The sequence below is a fragment of the Caulobacter rhizosphaerae genome, from assembly GCF_010977555.1.
GTDB classification, from domain to species: domain Bacteria; phylum Pseudomonadota; class Alphaproteobacteria; order Caulobacterales; family Caulobacteraceae; genus Caulobacter; species Caulobacter rhizosphaerae.
In genome coordinates, this window is sequence record NZ_CP048815.1 from 4606201 (window position 1) to 4626427 (window position 20227).

At 70.0% G+C, this 20227-nt stretch carries 18 protein-coding genes; 9 read left to right on the forward strand and 9 right to left on the reverse strand.

The window, feature by feature from the left end; all coding sequences use genetic code 11:
* Positions 1–99: 99 nt before the first annotated feature.
* Together G3M57_RS21035 and G3M57_RS21040 are read right to left on the reverse strand one after the other, a co-directional pair.
* Positions 100–1050, reverse strand: a complete 951-nt coding sequence (locus G3M57_RS21035) for a TraB/GumN family protein (RefSeq protein ID WP_163232778.1) — start codon at positions 1048–1050, stop codon at positions 100–102.
* A 192-nt stretch (positions 1051–1242) separates the two neighbouring features.
* On the reverse strand, positions 1243–2235 hold the full coding sequence (locus G3M57_RS21040; protein ID WP_230983886.1) for a TraB/GumN family protein: 993 nt from the start codon (positions 2233–2235) through the stop codon (positions 1243–1245).
* Positions 2236–2373: 138 nt separating this feature from the next.
* On the opposite strand from G3M57_RS21040, the gene mutL reads away from it, so the two are divergent.
* Positions 2374–4335: a DNA mismatch repair endonuclease MutL gene (mutL, locus tag G3M57_RS21045; RefSeq protein WP_163232780.1), complete on the forward strand. Its 1962-nt coding sequence runs from the start codon at positions 2374–2376 to the stop codon at positions 4333–4335.
* A gap of 176 nt (positions 4336–4511) precedes the next feature.
* Here the strand turns inward: mutL and G3M57_RS21050 are convergent, their stop codons facing one another.
* Positions 4512–4988: a hypothetical protein gene (locus tag G3M57_RS21050; RefSeq protein WP_163232782.1), complete on the reverse strand. Its 477-nt coding sequence runs from the start codon at positions 4986–4988 to the stop codon at positions 4512–4514.
* A gap of 33 nt (positions 4989–5021) precedes the next feature.
* Here G3M57_RS21050 and G3M57_RS21055 point away from each other — a divergent pair, with 33 nt between their 5' ends.
* The 3 genes from G3M57_RS21055 (at position 5022) to G3M57_RS21065 (ending at position 7762) form a co-directional block, all read left to right on the forward strand.
* Complete coding sequence (locus G3M57_RS21055) at positions 5022–5261, forward strand: hypothetical protein (protein WP_163232784.1); 240 nt, start codon at positions 5022–5024, stop codon at positions 5259–5261.
* A gap of 1213 nt (positions 5262–6474) precedes the next feature.
* Entirely contained in the window at positions 6475–6903 is a 429-nt protein-coding gene (locus tag G3M57_RS21060) for a VOC family protein (protein ID WP_163232786.1), read from the forward strand.
* A gap of 4 nt (positions 6904–6907) precedes the next feature.
* On the forward strand, positions 6908–7762 hold the full coding sequence (locus tag G3M57_RS21065; RefSeq protein WP_163232788.1) for an NmrA family NAD(P)-binding protein: 855 nt from the start codon (positions 6908–6910) through the stop codon (positions 7760–7762).
* Between the two features lie 142 nt (positions 7763–7904).
* Here G3M57_RS21065 and G3M57_RS21070 read toward each other — a convergent pair whose 3' ends face one another.
* From G3M57_RS21070 to G3M57_RS21090, 5 genes are all read right to left on the reverse strand, one after another.
* Positions 7905–9446 (reverse strand): adenosine deaminase family protein, encoded by a 1542-nt coding sequence (locus G3M57_RS21070; protein ID WP_163232790.1) that lies wholly within the window; start codon positions 9444–9446, stop codon positions 7905–7907.
* 101 nt (positions 9447–9547) lie between these two features.
* Positions 9548–10336, reverse strand: coding sequence for a DUF4908 domain-containing protein (locus tag G3M57_RS21075; protein ID WP_163232792.1), 789 nt, complete (start codon positions 10334–10336; stop codon positions 9548–9550).
* Positions 10337–10486: 150 nt separating this feature from the next.
* Positions 10487–11737, reverse strand: coding sequence for a hypothetical protein (locus G3M57_RS21080; RefSeq protein ID WP_163232793.1), 1251 nt, complete (start codon positions 11735–11737; stop codon positions 10487–10489).
* An 85-nt stretch (positions 11738–11822) separates the two neighbouring features.
* On the reverse strand, positions 11823–13130 hold the full coding sequence (locus tag G3M57_RS21085; protein ID WP_230983887.1) for a hypothetical protein: 1308 nt from the start codon (positions 13128–13130) through the stop codon (positions 11823–11825).
* A gap of 228 nt (positions 13131–13358) precedes the next feature.
* The gene (locus tag G3M57_RS21090; RefSeq protein ID WP_028038474.1) at positions 13359–13949 is read right to left on the reverse strand and encodes a GNAT family N-acetyltransferase; all 591 of its coding nucleotides are present in this window, start codon (positions 13947–13949) and stop codon (positions 13359–13361) included.
* A gap of 197 nt (positions 13950–14146) precedes the next feature.
* Between G3M57_RS21090 and G3M57_RS21095 the strand changes: the two genes are divergently transcribed.
* The 3 genes from G3M57_RS21095 (at position 14147) to G3M57_RS21105 (ending at position 17379) form a co-directional block, all read left to right on the forward strand.
* On the forward strand, positions 14147–15148 hold the full coding sequence (locus tag G3M57_RS21095; RefSeq protein ID WP_163232797.1) for a transporter family protein: 1002 nt from the start codon (positions 14147–14149) through the stop codon (positions 15146–15148).
* Positions 15149–15218: 70 nt separating this feature from the next.
* The gene (locus tag G3M57_RS21100; RefSeq protein ID WP_163232799.1) at positions 15219–15977 is read left to right on the forward strand and encodes a hypothetical protein; all 759 of its coding nucleotides are present in this window, start codon (positions 15219–15221) and stop codon (positions 15975–15977) included.
* 94 nt (positions 15978–16071) lie between these two features.
* Entirely contained in the window at positions 16072–17379 is a 1308-nt protein-coding gene (locus G3M57_RS21105) for an acyl-CoA dehydrogenase family protein (RefSeq protein WP_163232801.1), read from the forward strand.
* A 72-nt stretch (positions 17380–17451) separates the two neighbouring features.
* Here G3M57_RS21105 and G3M57_RS21110 read toward each other — a convergent pair whose 3' ends face one another.
* Complete coding sequence (locus G3M57_RS21110; protein WP_163232803.1) at positions 17452–18099, reverse strand: glutathione S-transferase family protein; 648 nt, start codon at positions 18097–18099, stop codon at positions 17452–17454.
* Positions 18100–18211: 112 nt separating this feature from the next.
* Here G3M57_RS21110 and G3M57_RS21115 point away from each other — a divergent pair, with 112 nt between their 5' ends.
* Both G3M57_RS21115 and pncB read left to right on the forward strand, forming a co-directional pair.
* Positions 18212–18772 carry a TetR/AcrR family transcriptional regulator gene (locus G3M57_RS21115; RefSeq protein WP_163232805.1) on the forward strand — a complete coding sequence of 187 codons (561 nt, stop codon included), beginning with the start codon at positions 18212–18214 and terminating at the stop codon, positions 18770–18772.
* A 53-nt stretch (positions 18773–18825) separates the two neighbouring features.
* Positions 18826–20130, forward strand: a complete 1305-nt coding sequence (gene pncB / locus G3M57_RS21120) for a nicotinate phosphoribosyltransferase (protein ID WP_163232807.1) — start codon at positions 18826–18828, stop codon at positions 20128–20130.
* Positions 20131–20227 lie beyond the last annotated feature (97 nt).

Below are 20227 nucleotides of genomic sequence, written 5' to 3' on the forward strand. Positions count from 1 at the left end.
CCCTCCGGGCCACCTCCCCCAAAGGGGAGGATCTGTCGGCGCCCAGATGCCCCCCCTTTGGGGGAGCTGTCGCGAAGCGACTGAGGGGGTCTTTGCCCCCTACTCCGGCGCCGTCACCAAAAATCCCCGCGCCCGCATCTGGTCCAGCACGCCGCCGCGGGCCACCAGACTCCGGATCCCATAGACCGCCACCGCGTGGCCCGGCGTCCGCATCGCCGCGCTCAGGGCCTCGACCTCGTCGCGGGTCCCCTGACGCTCCAGGTCGGCCATGCCGGGCAGGGCCAACAGGCAGCGCTGGAAGTTGCGCGGACCGGCGATCGCGCCGCGCACGTCGCCCCGCGCCCAGGCCCGGGCGGCCTCGCGCGCGGCCTCGGGTCCGGCGTTGACCTCGTCGAGCACGCCCTCCAGGCACAGCAACCCGGCCTCGCGCGAATGGCCGCGCACCGCCGTCTTGATCAGCGGCATGACCTTGTAGGTGGCGGCCGGCCGGACCTTGACCCGATGCTTGCGGGCCAGGCGCTGGATCGTCCGCTCCGGTTCGTCCGGCTCCAGCCGGACCGTCTTGCGATAGTCGCCGGCCATCATGATCCCCGCCCCCAGCGGATTCCAGCCGTCATAGGCGTCGGCCGGCTTGCCCAGGGTCGCCCTGGCCCGCGCCAGCTTGGGCGCCAGGTCGCCGACGGCGGCGTCCAGCGGGACGTCGGACCTGAGCCGCTTGCGCAGCGCCAGGGCGGCCGGAACGTCGCCCAGCCCGGCCTTGCCCTCCGGCGGCAGGATCACCGCGAAAGCCCCGTCCAGCCGGCGGTCCAGCACGCCGGTGTCCCAGCCCTGGCCGCGCGGCAGGGCCTGCAGCACGCCCAGCATGTAGAGCGTGGTGTCGCCGTCGGCGATTTTCCACCAGGCCGGGCCGGGCAGCCTGGCCGCCACGACCAGGGCCTCGACGACATTGGCCTCGGGGTCGTCCAGGGCCGGCGGCGCGGTCTGGGCGTGGGCCGGCGCGGCGGCGGTGAGGGCGAGGGCCGCCAGCATCCAGGTCCATGATCGCCGCATGTCAGGTCTCCGGGACAAGGCAAACTTCTCGCACTTCTTCTCAGCGGCTGTGCCTCCCCTTCATGGGGAGGGGGGACCAGCGAAGCTGGTGGGTGGGGCGTCGCCGCCGCGTGGGCGCCCTGCACCGATCCCCCACCCGACCTCGCTTCGCGAGGCCACCCTCCCCGCAAGGGGGAGGGAAGCATCTCCTGTTCACGCCCCCGGCGTCTCCACCGTGAAGCCCTTGGCCTTCAGCTGTTCCAGCACCCCGCCCTCGGCCAGCAGCGAGCGCAGCTCGATCACCGCCACCGCCTTGCCGGGGGTCTTCAGCGCCGACGAGATGGCCTTGACCGCGTCCTTCTGGCCGTCGCGCAGCTCGCGGCTGATCGACGGGGTCGAGGCCAGGCAGCGCGAGAAGCCGCGGTCGGCCGAGACCAGGGCCCGCACCTGGCCCTTGGCCCAGCGGTCCGCCACGGCCTTGATCCCGCCGTCGCCGCTGTCGGCCTGGCGCAGGCCCGCGTCCAGGCACAGCTCCTGCAGCGGCTGGGGAGCCGAGGCCAGGCTCTTGATCGCCCCCACCAGGCTGTAGCCGTCCAAGGTCTGGATACGCGGCCGCTTGGCCAGGTCCTTGTCCTTGGCCAGCGCCTTGATCTGGTCGGTGAGGCTGCCCAGGTGGATCGAGAGGTTGCCCTCCTGCGAGTTGCCGATCACGAAGCCGGCGAAGGCGGGCTTGATGTCGTCCATCTCGTCGGGCTTCTTCTTGGAGGCCTTCAGCCGCGCCTCCAGCCGGGCGCGCAGGTCCGGCGGCAGGGTCTCGCGCATGGGCCGGTCCATCAGGAACAGTTTGCGGCCGCCGAGCACCAGGCTGAGCAGCCGGATGACGCTGACCTCGGCCTCCTGGCCCATGATCAGCACGTTGGCGCCGTCCAGCCGGCGGCGCAGCACCGTGTCGTCGAACGTCAGGTCGCTGGGCGTCATGCCCGGCACGCCCAGCACATAGACGGTGGTGTCGGCGTCGCTGACCTTCCACCAGGCCGGGCCGGGCATCGGGGCGTTGACCACCAGCTCCTCGACCAGGTTGGCCTCGGGGTCGACCTTGTGCAGGTCGATCGGACCGGAGGCGTCGACCGCCTGCTGGGCCAGGGCCGATGAGGCGGTCAGCAGGCCAAACAGGGCGACGCAGGCGGCAAGGCGGTGTTTGATCACTATGTACGGTCCTCGAAGGCGGGCGGAATCGATCTAGGATGATCGGTCTTCGCCAGTTGGACCGGGCCAAGCTGGACTGGTCAAATTACGAAGGCGCAATGCGGCGCCGAACGCCCTGGCGCCTGACGAGAGTTCCCGATGCCGATCCGCCGCCTGCCGCCCGAGACCGTCAACCGCATCGCCGCCGGCGAGGTGGTCGAGCGGCCGGCCAGCGCCATCAAGGAACTGGTCGACAACGCCATCGACGCCGGCGCCACGCGGATCGAGGTCGAGGCCCACGGCGGCGGCCTGACCCGCATCCTGGTGGCCGACGACGGCTGCGGCCTGTCCGCCGAGGAACTGCCTGTCGCCATCGAGCGCCACGCCACCTCCAAGCTGGCCCCCGACGCCGACGGCCTGTGGGACCTGCTGCGCATCCACACCATGGGCTTCCGGGGCGAGGCCCTGCCCTCGATCGGCTCGGTGGCGCGGCTGTCGATCAGCTCGCGGGCCAAGGGCAGCAAGGACGCCTTCTCGATCCTGGTCGAGGGCGGCGCGGTCGGCGAGGTGGCCCCCGCCGCCTTCGCTGGCGACCACGGGGCGCGGATCGAGGTGCGCGACCTGTTCTACGCCACCCCCGCCCGGCTGAAGTTCATGAAGTCCGAACGCGCCGAGGCCCTGGCCATCACCGAGGAGATCAAGCGCCAAGCCATGGCCAACGAGGGCGTCGGCTTCAGCCTGGACATCGACGGCCGCCGGATCATCCGCCTGCCGCCCGAGCACCCCGGCCCGCAAGGCCGCCTGGCCCGGCTGTCGGCGGTGCTGGGCCGCGACTTCCACGACAACGCCATCGAGATCGACCAGACCCGCGACGGCGTGCGGCTGACGGGCTTCGCCGGCCTGCCCACCTACAACCGCGGCAACGCCGCCCACCAGTACCTGTTCGTCAACGGCCGCCCCGTGCGCGACCGGCTGCTGCAGGGGGCCCTGCGCGCGGCCTATGCCGATTTCCTCGCCCGGGACCGCCACCCGACGGCGGCGCTCTATATCAGCCTCGACGCCGCCGAGGTCGACGTCAACGTCCACCCGGCCAAGGCCGAGGTGCGGTTCCGCGACCCGGCCCTGGTGCGCGGCCTGATCGTCGGGGCGCTGCGCCACGCCCTGGCGGCGGCCGGCCACCGGGCCTCGACCACCACGGCGGCCAGCGCCCTGGACGCCATCCGGGCGCAGAGCCTGGCCGCGCCGGGCGCTTATCCGGGTTATCAGCCGGGCCCCTCCCCCGCCGGCTTCTCGGCCTGGCAGGCGGGCGGCTGGACGCGGCCGGCGCCGCAGGTGCTGCCGGGCCTGTCGGACGTCTCGGCCCGCTACGAGGCCGCGCCGGAGGAGGCCTACGCCACCCGCGCCGAGGCGTTCGCCGGCGGCGGCGTGGCCGAGGCGGTGCGCGAGGCGGCGTTCGGCGACTACGACGCCCCGCCCAATGTCGCCTACCCGGGCGGCGGCGGCCTGGGCGAAGGCCCCGGCCCGGCGTTCGACCCGGTCGACTTCCCGCTGGGCGCGGCCCGGGCCCAGGTGCACGAGACCTATATCGTCGCCCAGACCCGCGACGGCGTGGTCATCGTCGACCAGCACGCCGCCCACGAGCGCCTGGTCTACGAGCGGATGAAGGGCGAGATGGCGGCCGGCGGCGTCGCCCGCCAGGCCCTGCTGCTGCCCGAGGTGGTCGAGCTGGACCCCGCCGAGGCCGAGCGCGTCGTCGCCCGGTCCGAGGAGCTGGCGGCCCTGGGCCTGGTCGTCGAGAGCTTCGGCCCCGGCGCGGTGCTGGTCCGCGAGACCCCGGCCCTGCTGGGCAAGACCGACGCCGCGGGCCTGGTCCGCGACATCGCCGACGACCTGGCCGAGAACGGCGCGGCCCTGGCCCTGAAGGAGCGCCTGGAGGAGGTCTGCTCCACCATGGCCTGCCACGGCAGCGTCCGGGCCGGCCGGCGCCTGAACGGCGCGGAGATGAACGCCCTGCTGCGCGAGATGGAGGCCACGCCGCACTCGGGCCAGTGCAACCACGGGCGGCCGACCTATGTGGAGCTGAAGCTGGCGGATATTGAGCGGTTGTTTGGGCGGCGGTAGAACCTCAGAAGCCCATGTCCAGTTCTGGGCCTAGGCGCACTCAAGGATCGCTCCGGAAAGCAGACTTTGGTGGACCTGAACGGAAACCTAGGGTTTTCAAGCCGTTATTTTACCTAATCTTTTTTGGAAAACCCTTTTGAAATTTTGGACATGCCGTTGAGCTGCCCCCAAAACGGCTAGCGACGAGGTGTGGTCAGCATTTCCCTTCCTACGCCTTTGAAATGCTGGATCACGTCCGCGTATGGGAGCTTTGGCGGAGGCTCGACGCCGTTCATCGAAATGATCGTTAGGTTCTGATCGCGGCGCCGGATCATCAAATCCGGCATCCCGATCCATCCCGTTTTCTGAAGGTGACCGACCATCGCTCGGCGAAGGCCGTTCGTCACGATATCCACGAGTTCCAAACCCGGCTCCGCATCCGTCGAGAACCGGAAATCGCTGAACACCTTGCGCAAATCAACGCTCATTCGAGGCCGGTCGCTCGGCTCTATGTGCGGAAGCAGATATTCCGGAATCTCGTCGTGCAAGAGCGGTGCGAAGTGCGACCAGCCAGCATCTTTGAGAAAGCCCGCAGGCTGACGGAGCGACGAAGCTTGGAGATAGGGCAACATCACAAAGCTCCACCATTTCTCCCATGGCGTCGCATCAACCATCGGCTCCTTCCCATCCACGACCGTTCGCTACACATGCCTTTCTTCGATCTGGACGACGACGACCGGGCGAAGGTGGACCTTTGGCAATGTGCAAAGGTCGCGCTGGTAGCCACTGATCTGATCATGACGGTGCGTGAGACGTCCGGCGGCTTCATCCCCCAAGAAGTTGTGCGAGACCGTCACCCCGTACTCGCACAGACCTGCGACGCGCTCCTTCCCAAGCTGATCGCCACGACCCGCTTTAAGGCGGCGGCCGACGCACTGAACGAGTAGGTCCAACCCGGTTCATGACCTGATCCTCATCCGGGTCACGCTAGGCGATTTGGCATCGTGGAAAATCATCCGCCCCGCCGGATGCGGCCACGCCTTAAAGCCTTGGTGGATGGGAGCTCTGGGGACTGACCGAGTCAAGGACCGCCTCCGGCGGCCGCGTCGCGGCGGCGCGACGCGCCGTCCTTGACTCGGTCAGTCCCCAGAGCACGCTGGCAGCCAAGGTTTCAAGGCGCGGCCTCGCCGCTGCGGGCGGAGGTCGGGAGGGGCCCTGCTTGAACCCTCTCTCATGGAGAGAGGGAGGGGCCCGCCGCGAAGCGGTGGGAGGGTGAGAGGTTTCACCCTGTCCGGTTTCACACCGACGCCCCCCAAAGGCCGTCATCCTCGGACTTGTTCCGAGGACCCCTGCCTCCGCCGCCAAGAAGGACGATCCGTGAAGCGGCGAGCTCGCGGCCTCGTGGCGCCGACAGTTCGGCTGAACGAGGGATCCTCGGAACAAGTCCGAGGATGACGGGGTATGGGGACGCAGCGCCGTCTTCACGCTCTCCCGGAGGAAAGAAGGCTTTGGAGGCTTATGCTCGGCGGATAGCGACCAAGGCCCAGCGATTTCAACGCCCTGAACTTTTTCGACCCAAATTGATCCCCACCCCTCCAGACCGGCCGTATCCTGACCTCACCTCGTCGCAGGGAAAGGGCGCATGGCCAGCGACCGATGCGGCGGCGGGGGGCGATCGAGCGGGAAGCTCTGTCGGCGGTGTTGTCCGCGTGCGTATGGACAGCATCAAACCTCGCGTCTCTGGAGCCGGTCGGGCCTGGAACACAAAAACGACGTGGCGCGAGGGCTGGCGGAGCAACAGGCGGGCGGTGACGCGCTCGCGGTCCGGGACCGGGGTTCGTTGACCTGGCCCGCCCGTCGGAGGCTTCAAGGCGGCGAGGCCCGAACAGGGCTCAGCGCCGCGGGCTTCCGGATAACGATGGCGCGGAGCGATCGGGCTTCGTCGAAAACGGTATTCATTTTCAAACTCCGGACGATGTCCGGCGCTCCGCGACCCTTTCCGATAGCTCAGCGGCCAGCCGCGTGAGAGAGCGACGCCGCGCCCCTGCCCGTGGGATAGCAGCGTTACCCCCCCGGAACAGTCACGCTTGGCCGCCGCCGGAAACTGCGCCGCACACCTCCACGTTGATGCCGGAACACCCCCCAACCGGAGGCCTCCCCATGCAACTCCATCGCGGCCGCCTGATCGACCACGTCCACCTGCGCACCCGGGACCTGCCGGCCATGAAGCGGTTCTACAAGGCCGTGCTCGAGGCGATCGGCGTGCCCTTGGTCGAGGGTAGCATCCCCGGGGCCGGCGATCATGTCTACGCCGACGAGCTGTGGATCGACGTCGGCGAGCCGGCCAGCCACGTGCACCTGGCCTTCCAGGCCCCGGACCAGGCGACCGTCCAGCGCTTCCACGCCGCCGCCCTGGCCAATGGCGGGCGCGACAACGGCGGGCCCGGCGAGCGGCCCTACCACCCCGGCTACTACGCCGCCTTCGCCTATGACCCGGACGGCAACAACATCGAGGCGGTCTATCACGGCCCGGCGGACCGCTCGGCCGACAGCGTGGTGATCACCTTCGAAGCGCCGAAGGAGGGCTAGCGCCATGTTCATCGTCCTGGGCGCCACCGGCCATGTCGGCCCGGCCGTGGCCGAGACCCTGCTGGAGGCCGGCGAGCCGGTCACCGTCGTGCTCCACCATGAGGACAAGGCCGCCGCCTGGCGGGCCAAGGGCGCGGAAACGGCCGTGGCCGACGTCCTGGATCCCGACGGGCTGCGGGCGGTATTGCGGCGCGGCCGACGCGCCTTCCTGCTGAACCCGTCCGCCGCCCCGTCGACCGACACCGAGGTCGAGGAGCACCGCACCTTCGCCGGCATCGTCGCGGCGCTGGAGGGCTCGGGCCTGGAGAAGGTGGTGGCCGAGTCGACCTACGGCGCCCAGCCGGGCGAGCGGTGCGGCGACCTCAACATCCTGTACGACTTCGAGCAGGCCCTGGCCGCCCAGCCGATCCCGGTCACCGTGCAACGGGCGGCCTACTACATGAGCAATTGGGACGCCGCGCTCGACCAGGCCCGGCAGGGCGCGTTGCCGACCATGCTGCCGGCCGAGCTGGAGCTGCCGATGGTCGCCCCGGTCGACCTGGGCCGCGCCGCCGCCGACTTCCTGCGCGAGCCGGTCGGCCAGGAGGGGATCCGCTATGTGGAAGGCCCCGCGCGCTATTCCCCGGCCGACGTGGCCGCCGCCTTCGCCCAGGCGCTGGAACGGCCGGTCGAGCCGAAGGTCACGCCGCGCGACCAGTGGGACGCGGCCTACCGCGCCCTGGGCTTCTCCGAACCCGCCGCCGCGTCCTACACCCGCATGACCGAGCTCACCGCCGACACGGCGTTCAAGCCCGAGGCCCCGCGCCGGGGGACCGTGACGCTGGAGCAGTACATCGGCGAACTGGTGCGGCGGGGGTGAGGGCGGGAACGACGTTCGAAGCCGTGCGGGGTCCTCGTCCTTCGACAGGCTCAGGATGAGGACCCCTGATGGCCGGGCGTCAGAAAACCTCATCCTGAGCTTGTCGAAGGACGAGGTTTTCGCCCCAGGCGCTGTGGAAGCTCTACCGCCCCGCCTCGAACGCCTCGAACTCGCGTTCCAGCTGCCATTGGGCCGCGGCCTTGCGGCTGCCGGCCAGGAAGGCGTCGCAGGCCGGGCCCGGCCTGGCGCAGGCGGCGACCGGCGTGCGCGGCGCGGCCCACAGGCTGGGCCCCGGCAGGAAGGCGTAGTCCAGGCTGACCCGGGCGGCGGCCTTCAGGTCGGCATAGCCCAGGCCCTGCTCGGTCACGGCCCGCAGGTACTCGTTGGTCAGGTCTATGCGCGAGACGCCCTCGTCGTCGGTGGACAGCACGAACGGCACCCCGGCCTGGCGGTAGAGGGCCAGAGGGTGGTCGCCGCCCTTGACGCCCAGGATGACGTCGTTGCTGGTCAGGTTGACCTCGACGGCGACCTTGTCGCGGGCCATGCGGGCCAGCAGGGCCGGGGCGTCGTCCTCGTAGGCGATGTCCACCCCATGGCCGATGCGGCGGGCCCCGGCGACCTCGACCGCCTGGCGGATGTGGAAGCGCAGGTCGCGCGGCGGCACCAGGCCCAGGGTCAGCTCGCCGGCGTGCAGCGACAGCTTCACGTCCGGATAGCGGGCGTGCAGGAACTGCAGCATCCGCATGTGCAGGGCGTAGTCGGCCAGGGCGGTGGGGTCGTCCTCGGGGGCGACGATGTTGACCCCGACGAAGCGCGGGTCGGCCTGGGCCAGGGCGAAGGCGGCGGTCAGCTGGGCGAAGACCACGCTGGGCGGCAGGATTCGCACGGCGAACGCCTGGTAGCCCAGCGTCACCGCGCAGGGGCCGGTGCGTGGCTTCTGGGCCAGGCAGCCCTGGCGGCGGTCGGCCTCGGCTTCGGCCGCGTCGAACTGCTGGCGGGCCTTGGCGGTCATGGCCGGGATGCCCGGCTCCAGGACCGCCAGGGCCTTGGCCATGTCGCCGTCCCAGGGCGCGTTGCGAACCGGGCTGACCAGGTCGTACATGGCCGAGGGGTTCACCGAGGTCTCGACATAGCCGACATGGTCGCCGGCCGCCTGGTCACGCGCCACCGCCAGCAGGCCCGGCAGGTTGCCGTCGGTCACGGTTCCGAAGCGGCCGAAGGTCGAGAAGAACTGATCGTGACCGGACGGCAGGGCCCCGTCGGCGCCAGGGTGGTAACTTCTCATCGACAAGGCGTTGATCGCCCGGCTGTAGAGCGCCGGATTGGTCTTGCCCAGATCCTTGGCCGAGACCTTGCCCGGCGCGTCGCACGGGCCGGCGGCGATGGCCGGCAGGGGGCCGGTGGTCACGCACAGGCCGTCGGCGTCGGCCCAGGCCAGGAAGTCCTCGGCATAGGCCGCGCCCACCAGGTGGTTGTGCAGGTCGCCGCCCTTGGGCATGGCCCGCAGGAACAGCCGCAACTGGGCGCGGTTCTTGGCGACGGCCTCGAAGCGGGCGGCCGTGCGGGCCTCCGGCGACCCGGCGGCCTTCTGGGCGGCCTTCTGGGCGGCTTGGGCCGCCTGAGCCGAGCCCGCCAGCAGCAGGGCGCCCAAGGCCGCGCCCGCCAATCGTTTCGCGCCGATCATCGTCTCCCCCGCCCCTGCTTCCCGCGGATCCAAGGTGCGTTGCGTCGCCCGGCAAATCCAGCCCCCAAACGACGCTCCCGGTACGGAGGGTTTCCGCCTGTTCAGCGCCGCCGCTTCAAGGCCCGGACGATCCTGGCCGATGACGGCCGGCCGGCGGGGCCGGTCTTCGGATTCAGCCCGATCACCAGGACGTCGCCGTCGGCCTTGACCTCGGCCCTGTCGCCCAGGACCAGGACCACCCGCCGCCAACGGGCCAGCAGGTCGCGCCGGCCCGAACGGTCGAGGTCCTCGAAGGCCTCGGCGACGACGGCGGCCGCGTCGGCGATCGGCGCCGCCGTCTCGGCCGTGATCTCGTCCTCCGAGGTGACGGCCAGTGGGTGCTGGGCGGCGCGGGTGGCCCGGTGGCCCGAGGCCACCACGGCCCGCAGCAGCGCCACCAACGACAGCGGGCGGCGGGTCGACAACGGCTCGCCGGGGCCGACCAGCGTCACGGCCTGGCCGTTCGGCGTCCGCCGCGTGAACAGGGTCAGGCCGCCCAGCTTGCTGGCGCGCAGCACGGTTTCGCCGACGTCGTTCTTGAACACCGTGTCGCCCCGCGGCGCGGGATGGCCCTCCAGCGCCCAGACCTCGTCGCGGTTCTGGAACTTCAGCAGGGCCTTGGGACCGGTGCGGTCCAGGACGAAGATGTCGCCGCCTTCGGTACGGAAGCGTCCGCTGGGCGCGAACACGGGCCGGGCCCGCAGGCCGACCCGGGCCTCCAGGCGCTGCTTCAGGGTGTCGGCCCGGGCGTCCTCCGCCGGCGGTCCGGCCGCCAGCAGCATCATCAAGGCCAGGATCCACCCTGTCCGGCGGCGGGTCGGTCGCCTGGAGGTGATGGTGGGGCGGTGCAACACGTGATCCCGTCGGGCCCACGGCGCCGCCGCCGACCACCGCTCCGAACAGCCCGGAGCGTCACGAGATCGCCCGCCAACCTCGAGGCGGGAAGCTTGACGGTTATCGCGGCGAAAGAATGACCATGGCCCCTCGCGAGGCTCCGTCGATCAGGCCACGGACGAGACGGATCCGGCCTCGGGCGTCACCGACCAGTCGTGCAGCGGCAGGTTCAGCCACGGCAGCGGGCTGGCGCCGATCGGCTGCTCCAGCAGGTCGGTCACCGCCTCGCCGGTCATGAACGGCAGGCCCAGCTCGATGCAGTGGTTCAGCTCGCGACGGGTGCGAACGTCGGCGACGCCCTGCCAGACCTGCTTGCGGCGATAGGCGGGTCCCTCGCGCACGAACCGGCTGACCGCCGCCAGCCGGGTGGGCTCGTCGCCCGGCGGCAGGGTCAGGGTGACGCTGCTGGCCAGGCCCGGCGGCAGCTCGTCGATCTGGAAGGCCGGATCGGTGACCCGCAGGTCGACCCGGCCAAAGAACGGCTCCAGGAACCGCTTGATCTGCGACAGGGCCGAGAAGGAGGGGGCGCGGGGCGTATCGTAGACGCCGACCGCCAGGCGCAGCCGCGATCCGCGCGGCAGCGCTTCAAGGTGCGGCAGCAGCTCGGCCCGGGCCCGCGGCTTGACCAGGGTCGAGAAGCTGATCGGGAAGAACATCACCCCCACAGGCACCGCGGCCAGGGCCGCGGCGGCGCCGCCCAGGATCAGGATGTCCTCGTCGGGGCGGTTGATCTCGACATGCGGCGGCGTGAGGCCAAAGGCGGAGGCCACCTGGGCCTGGCGCCAGACCGCGACGCTGCCGATGAAGGTCTGGCGGGGGCCGTGATAGACGCCGCGATAGCCGACGCGGGCCGGGGGACCGGCGAGCTCGGCGTCGTCCTCCGCCGCCAGCGCCGCCAGTTCCTCCATGGTCGGCGCGCCGCAGACCGGCCCGCCCTTGGGCACCACCGAGCTGACTTCGGTCGGGGTGATCCGGCAGACGCGTCCGGCGAACGGACTTTCGCCCTCGCCGTCCAGCAAGGCCTTCAACTGCGCGCCGTTGATGCCGGCGAAGCGCATGACGTCGGTCTGGTCGCCCTCGAACATCAGCAGGGCGATGTCGCCGTCGCCCTTGTCGCCGAACAGCTTGAACTGTAGGTCGCGGGCCAGGGCCTGCAACTCGCGGGCGTCCAGCGCGGTGGCGCGCGGGTCGGCCAGGACAAACGAGAACGGCGCGACCAGGCCGTAACGGCGTGGCCACAGCCAGGTCGTCTCCAGATAGGCGCCCGCCACCTTGCCGACCAAGCCGGCCATGGTGTCGTTGTCGGCGAACCGCAGTTCGTCGCCCACGAAGACCTTCAAGCACGCGATTGCAGTCATGCCGCTACCCTACGCGTGGAAGGTTAGCGGAATCGACTCAAACGCGAGAAATTTTCCGCGACCCACTGTCGCGGCGCCGTCGGCGTCAGGCGACTTTCAGCGGCAGGCCCAGGGCCGGAGCTGCGCCGATCGGGCTGGCCATCAGGTCGCTGATCGCCGGGCCGCAGACGAAGCGCAGGCCGGCGGCGCGGCAGGCTTCCAGCTCCCGGAGGTCGCGCAGACCGGCCACGCCCTGCCGGACCCCCTTGGCGCGATAGGCCCCTTGGGCGGCCGCAAACTGGCCGATCGCCTCGACCCGGGCCCGCAGGTCGTCCTCGGGCAAGGACAGGGTGATGCTGGTGGCCAGATCGCCCGGCAAGGTGGCGACCGGGAAGTTCGGCTCGGTGATGTTCAGGTCGATGAAGGCGAAGTGCGGCTGCAGGAATGTCCGGATCTGACCCAGCAGGCCCAGCGAAGGCTCCCGCGGCGTATCGTAGACCGTGGCCCCCAGTCGGGTCTGCATGTCCAGCGGATAGCGCGACAGGCGGCGCTTGTAGGCTTCCTGCGAGGCCGGGTTGGTCAGGTTCCAGAAGCTGAACGGCACGAACAGCATGCCCACGTCGCCCGCCCCCTTCTGGAAGGCGGGATGGGCGAACGCCGCCTGGGCGTCGTTCAGGCAGGTCAGGTCGCGGGTCAGCAGGGCGGCGTCCTCGCTGGGACGCGGGGCGGCCAGGTCGGCCCGCAGGCCGATCGCCGCGCCGACGAAGGATTCCGACGGCGGATGGTAGAGGCCCCACCAGCCGGTGGCGGGCGGAGGCGGCGGCTTGGGCTTGTCGGCGACCGGCGCGGGCCGAGGGGCGGCGGGCCGGCTCGCCGCGGCCGAGACGGTTGGACGGGCGGCCAGGCCCGGAGCCTTGGCCTGGGCCTGGGCGGCGGGCTCTGGCGCCGGCTCGGCGGGCGCCGTCTGGCTCAGGGCGTTGCGCAGCACTTCGTCGACCACGGCCTCGCTGGGCGCGCTGGGCACGGCCCGGATTTCCGCGGCGGTGATCACCTGCACATGGCCAGGCGGACCGGCATAGCCGCGGCCGGCGATCAGGCTGGCCAGCGACGCCTGGGACAGGCTGGCGAACTGCAGGACCGCGGTCTCGTCGCCCTCGAAGGTCAGCAGGCAGACCTGGCCGGCCTCACGTCCCGGGAACAGGCCCGCTTCCAACTCGACCGCCAGGGTCTGCATCTCGACGGGATCGAGGCGTTCTGCCTTGGTGTCGGCCAGGACGAAGGCCAGGGACGCGACGGCGCCGTAGCGGCGCGGGGCCTTCCAGCGATGCTTGAGATACAGGTCCGCGGCGGCTTGCACCTGGGCGGCCGGGAGGCTCCGTCCCGCCTCGGCGGTCCCGGCGAACAGAATTCTCAAGCACGCAATAGCCGTCATGGGGTCGGAAACTACGTGCGAAAGCTTGGCGAAAGCTTTACGAAGACATAGCTAACGCGATCTTTACCTCGAAGATCGGCATTCTTCGCAAAACTGTGACAATTGGCGGCGACCCAGGAGCGGCATTCTTGCTCCTTTGGGACGCCTCCCTGTTCACGGACCTAGGGCGCGTTAGCCGGCGAAACCGCGCACACTTTCGCCCAACGCGCTCTAGGCGAAGGTTTCCTGCAGCCGGAAGTCCAGCCGCTGGCGCACGCCCGGCCAGTCGGCGTCGGTGATCGAGAACACGGCGGTGTCGCGCACGTGGCCGGTCCAGGTGATCTTGTGGTTGCGCAGCACGCCGTCCTTGTCGGCCCCCAGCTTCTCAACGGCCGCCTGGCTGCGGGCGTTGCGGACGTCGACCATGAACTCCACCCGGATCGCCCCGGAGTCGAAGGCGTGCTTGAGCAGCAGCAGCTTGGACTCCGGATTGACCGGGCCCGAACGAGCGTCGGGATGCAGGAAGGTCGAGCCGACCTCCAGGCCGCGATGCAGCTTGCGGATGTTCAGGTAGCTGGACGTGCCGACCACCTTGCCATCCTTCAGCCGGCGGATGGCGAAGCCGATCCGCTCGCCACGCTCAGTCTCGCCCTTCAGCGCGCCCCACCAGTCGGCGAAGCCCTCGCCGCAGCCGTTGGTCGACATGATCTCCCAGCTCTCGGGATCGCAGTCGATCGCGCCCTTCAACTCGGCGCGCAGCTCTGGCGTGATCGGTTCCAGCCGCACGTGGCGGCCTTCGAGGGGGCGAATCTGGATGTTCATGGGCGGCAGGATGCCCTTGCCCGCCGGCCTCGCGCAAGATCGCGCGGCGATCCGGCGCCTCGGTCGTTCATCCCGCTCACCCTGCTGACATATCCTGACACGATGTTGTCGCAAGTTCCGGGCGGCGGTCGCGCGCACGACTGTCTAACGAGATCGCCGGCCGCCCAAGGCCGCGACGCCGACGGGGGAGACGATCGATGATTTCGCACGCGCTAGGGGCCCGCCTGGGCATGGCGTCGCTTCTGGCCTGGCTGGCCGTGGCCGCCACCGCTTTCGCCCCGGCGTTCGCCAAGGACGCCGCTCCGCCCCGGCAGGCGCTGGACGACGCCTGGTGGACCGGGCCGATCCTCGCCTCCGGCGCCTCGACCCTGCCCAAGGGCCGGGCCCTGATCGAGCCCTACCTCTATGACGCCAAGCCGTACGGCGTGATCGACGGCAAGGGCAAGCGGCGTCCAGCCCCGGACGCCGACACCTACGGCTCGCAGACCTACCTGCTGTACGGCGTCACCGACACCTTCACCGCCGGCCTGATCCCCCGCTTCGGCTATCGCCGGGCCGGCGGCCGGTCGAGCTCGGGCGTGCAACTGGGCGACCTGACCGTCCAGGGCCAGTACCGCCTGACCCAATACAAGCCGGGCGGCCGCACGCCGACAGTCTCGCTGATGCTGCAGGAGACCCTGCCCACCGGCCGCCACGACCGGCTCGACACCCGTCCCAACGACGGCTTCGGCAACGGGGCCTACGCCACCACGGTCGGCCTCAACTCCCAGACTTATTTCTGGACGCCCAACGGCCGGATCCTGCGCACCCGCCTGAACCTGGCCTACACCCGCTCGGGCTATGCCGACGTCGAGGGCGCCAGCGTCTACGGCACGCCCACCGGCTTCGCGGGCCGAGCCAGGCCGGGCGACTCGTTCAATGTCGACCTGGCCTTCGAGTACAGCATGACCCGGCGCTGGGTGGCCGCGATCGACCTGGCCTACCAGCGCGACGCGGCGACCACGGTGTCCGGCGTCGACGCCGCGGGCGCGGCCTACGAACGCCGCTCGCCCGTCGGCCAGGCGCTGATCCTGGCCCCGGCCGTGGAGTACAATTTCAGCCCCGTCCTGGGCGTGATCGCCGGCGCCCGTATCATCCCGGCCGGCCGCAACGCCACCGCCTCGGTGACGCCCGTGATCGCGGTGAACTACGTGCTGTAGGCCCCGCCGCGCCGAAAGGTGGTGACGCCCGACGAAGCTGGCTAGGCTCGACGACGCGGAGGAGTTTCGAATGGCGTTCGCAATCAAGGCAGCCGCGGTCGGCGTGGCCGCGACCCTCGCCCTAGCCCTGGCCCCGAACGCCCGCGCCGAGGATCCGCCCAAGGGCCTCAGCACGTTCGGCATGAGCGGCAAGATCGGGACCTATCCGGTCGGCATGCAGCTGACCGTGCGCGACCACCGCGACTTCGTGTCCGGCCACTATTTCTACGTCAAGACGCTGACCGACATCCCGTTGACCGGGCGGATGGACGGCGACATCCTCACTCTGCGGGAGCCCAGCGGCGGCGCGTTTCGGCTGCATCTGGTCTCGAACGCCTCGACGCGCGGCCAGACCCTGACCTTCTATAACTCGACCGGTCTGGCCGGAACCTGGACCCAGGGCGTCCGGACCCTGCCGGTCGAGATCGGCTTCTCGACCTCGTACGACGGGCCGCCCCGCGCCCGGCGCTACGAAGAAATGACCGACGAGCCCGACGCCGTCGTCGAGGCCCGGGCCGCCAAGTTCCTGAAGGCCGCGGTGCGCGGCGATCGAGCGGCGGCTGCCGATGCGGTGTCGTATCCGCTGCGCGTCAACGGCGACCGTCCCAAAACTATCCGCAACAAGACCGAACTGCTGACGCAGTGGAACAGTATCTTCACGCCAGCCCTGCTCGTCGCGCTGCGGGACGCTGTTCCGCACGAGATGTTCGTCCGGCAAGGCATGGCCATGGTCGGCGACGGCGTCGTCTGGTTCGACGCCAAGGGCGCCAAGGTTATCAACGGGCGATAGGGTTTTTCGAGGCCGCTTGCCGCCCGACGCCCTTCGGTGCTAGAACTATTTCAAACAAGCGTTTGACAGCACAAACAACGGGACCGGGAACGCCATGGATTTCGAAATCTCCGCCACCCAGCGCAGCTTCCTCGACCGGGTCACCGCGTTCATGGAAGAGCACGTCAAGCCGGCCGTCCCGGTCTACGAGGCCGAGATGAACGTGCTCGGGGCCGAGCGCTGGAAGGTCGTCCAGGTCGTCGAGGAGCTCAAGGCCAAGGCCAAGGCCGCCGGCCTGTGGAACTTCTTCATGCCGCCCCACAGCGGCCAGACCCATGTCGACGACACGTTCCAGTTCGAGGGCGTGCAGCTGACCAACCTCGAATACAGCCTGATCGCCGAGCAGCTGGGCAAGATCGGCTTCGCGTCCGAGGTCTTCAATTGCTCGGCGCCCGACACCGGCAACATGGAAGTGCTGATGCGCTACGGCACGCTGGAGCAGAAGGAGCGCTGGCTGCGCCCGCTGATGAACGGCGAGATCCGCAGCGCCTTCCTGATGACCGAGCCGGCGGTGGCCAGCTCGGACGCCACCAACATCGAGACCCGCATCGAGCGCGACGGCGACCACTATGTGATCAACGGCCGCAAGTGGTGGAGCTCGGGCGTGGGCGACCCGCGCTGCAAGGTGGCCATCGTCATGGGCAAGACCGATCCCAACAACGCCAGCCGCCATGCCCAGCAGAGCCAAGTGCTGGTGCCGATGGACAGCCCCGGCATCGAGATCGTCCGCATGTTGCCGGTGTTCGGCTATGACGACGCGCCGCACGGCCACGCCGAGGTGATCCTCAAGGACGTGCGTGTGCCCGTCGAGGACGCCCTGCTGCTGGGCGAGGGCCGCGGTTTCGAGATCGCCCAGGGCCGCCTGGGCCCCGGCCGCATCCACCACTGCATGCGCACCATCGGCACGGCCGAGGTGGCGCTGGAGAAGATGGTCAAGCGGCTGATGAGTCGGAAGGCGTTCGGCAAGTACATCTCCGACCACTCGGTCTGGGAGGAGCGCGTCGCCGAGGCCCGCATCAACATCGAGATGTGCCGCCTGCTGTGCCTGAAGGCGGCCGACATGATGGACAAGGCCGGCAACAAGTCGGCCCGGCTGGAGATCGCCATGATCAAGGTCGCGGCCCCGCGCCTGGCCCTGAAGATCATCGACGACGCCATCCAGGCCCACGGCGGCGGCGGCGTCACCACCGATTTCGGCCTGGCCAAGGCCTATGCCGGCATCCGCACCCTGCGCCTGGCCGACGGCCCGGACGAGGTGCACGAGCGCACGATCGCCCGCATGGAATACGGCAAGTACGGCGACCTGGCCTACCAGCAGAAGGTCGAACGCGAGGCCGCGCGGGAAGTGGCGGGGATCCGGTAGGGTCTGCGTCCAGAACGATAGCGAAAGGGCCTCCCGGAGCGATCCGGGAGGCCTTTTTCTTAGGATGACGCCCTACCCCGCCGGCGAACGCACGCTCGGCCGTTCGACCACCCTCGCCCGCCAGGCCGCCAGCGCCGCGCAGTCCTCCGGGATCGCGATCCGGGCGAAGTCGGCGAAGGCCAGGCCGCCCCACACCGTGATGTCGGCCATCGAGAACGCCTGGCCAGCCACATAGGGCTGGTCGCGTAGCACCTTGTCGAAATAGCGCATGCCAGCCACCGCCCTGTCGCGCGAGCGCTCGCCCCAGGCCTGGCGACCGTCCCAGTCGGGGCTCTTGTAGGCCAGCATCTTGTCGCCCAGGCCCGGGGTGGCGTGGTGGAAATAGATCCCCACCGCGTCGATCAGCTCGGACTCCGCCCGCTTCTGCATCATGTGGATCACCGCCTTCTCGCGCGGCGTGCGGCCGGTCAGCACCGGGTTGCCGTCGAGATTGTCCAGGTACTCGGTGATCGCCGTGCATTCGGAGATGAACAGGCCGTCGTCCAGCTCCAGCACCGGCACCGTGCCGGTCGGGTTCTTCTCCAGGAAGGCCGGCTGCTTGTGCTCTGCCCCGGGCAGGTCGACCGGCACGAAGGTGACGTCGGACGCCAGGCCCTTCTCGGCCAGGGCGATGCGGACGCGGGCCGGGTTGGGCCCGATAGCGAAGTCGTGGATTTTCATGGCGGCTGCCTCCATTGCGATTCTATCTACCAGTAGATAGGCAAAACTCGTAAAGGCCTTTCGCGCTTCGCCGTCAACCATTATCTATCGGTAGATAGGCAAGGACTCAGCGGTGACCGATACGACGAAGCTCGACACGCGCCAGGTGATCCTGGACGCCGGCCAGGCCGTGGTGCAGGCCCGCGGCTACAACGCCCTGAGCTTTCGCGAACTGGCCAAGACGGTCGGGATCAAGAGCGCCAGCATCCACTACCACTTCCCGACCAAGGGCGACCTGGGGGCGGCCCTGGCCAAGCGCTATACTGACGGGGCGGCCAAAGCCTTCGAGCATTTCCTGACCGTCGCGCCCGACGCCGCTGGGCGGATGGGCCTCTATACCGGCGTGTTCCGCGCCGCCCTGGTCAATGACAACCGCATGTGCCTGGTCGGGATCATGGCCGCCGAAAAGGCCGACATGCCGCCCGAGGTGATGGTCGAGGTCGAACGGTTCATCGCCCTGAACGTCGCCTGGCTGACCCACGTGCTGGACCTGACCGGGCCTGAGGCCGACCAGAAGGCCCTGGCGGTGCTGTCGGCGCTCAATGGCGCCCAGCTGCTGGCGCGCGGCGGCGGCGATGTGGCGATCTACGACCGCACGATCGCGGCCTACCGGACCGCGGGGCTGTTTCCTTAGGACGCGCGTTCCACCGCCGCCGCACTGCACCTCGCGCCCTTCGAAAGCCGCCCATGCCCGTCACCGACATCGCCACCCGCGTCCACGACCACGGCTGGCGGCTGGACCCGATCGTCCGCAGCCTGCTGGACACCGACTTCTACAAGCTGCTGATGCTGCAGTTGATCTGGAAGCGGCATCGCGACGTGCCGGTGACCTTCTCGGTGGTCAACCGCACCCGCGCGGTGCGGATCGCCGAGGAGATCGACGAAGGAGCCCTGCGCGAACAGCTGGACCACGCCCGCACCGTGCGCCTGAGCAAGAAGGAGCGCATCTGGCTGGCCGGCAACAGCTTCTACGGCCGGGCCCAGATCTTTGAACCGGCCTTCCTGGCCTGGCTGGCCGACTACCGGCTCCCCGACTACCGGCTGGGCCGGCGGGACGGCCAGTTCGTGCTGGAGTTCGAAGGGTCCTGGGCCGAGGTCACCCTGTGGGAGATCCCGGCCCTGGCGATCATCAACGAACTGCGCAGCCGCGCGGCGATGCGTGGCCTGGGCCGCTTCTCGCTGGACGTCCTCTACGCCCGCGCCAAGGCCAAGCTGTGGGACAAGGTCGAGCGGCTGCGGCGCCTGGAAGGCCTGGTCCTGTCAGACTTCGGCACACGGCGGCGCCACGGCTTCCTGTGGCAGCGCTGGTGCGTCGAGGCGCTCAAGGAAGGCCTGGGCGAGGCCTTCATCGGCACCAGCAACGTGCTGCTGGCCATGGACAGCGACCTGGAGGCCATCGGCACCAACGGCCACGAGCTGCCGATGGTCATGGCGGCCCTGGCCGGCGACGACGACGCCGCCCTGCGCCAGGCGCCGTTCACCGTGCTGGACGAGTGGTCGCAGGCCTATGGCGGCAATCTCAAGGTGGTGCTGCCCGACGCCTTTGGCACCGCGGCCCTGCTGCGCGACGCTCCCGACGACCTAGCCGACTGGACTGGCTTTCGCCCCGACAGCGCCCCGCCGATCGAGGGCGGCGAGGCGATCATCGCCTGGTGGCGGGCCCGCGGCCGCGATCCGCGCGACAAGCTGCTGGTGTTCTCAGACGGCATGGACGTCGAGAGTATCGAGACGACCCACCGCCACTTCGCCGGCCGGGTGCGCACCAGCTTCGGCTGGGGCACCAACCTGACCAACGACTTCGTCGGCTGCGCGCCGGACGCCCGGAGCCTGGGCCCGGTGTCCCTGGTATGCAAGGTCACCCGGGCCGGCGGCCGCCCCGCCGTCAAGCTGTCGGACAATCCCAACAAGGCCGTGGGCGATCCCGCCGAAATCGCCCGCTACCTCCGCGTTTTCGGCGCGGAGGGGTTCCAGGCCCAGGCGGTGACGGTTTAGGGACGGATGGGCATCGATGCTGTGCGCGGTCCTCGTCCTTCGACAGGCTCAGGATGAGGACCATTTACAGACCCAGCCGCGGAAAACCTCATCCTGA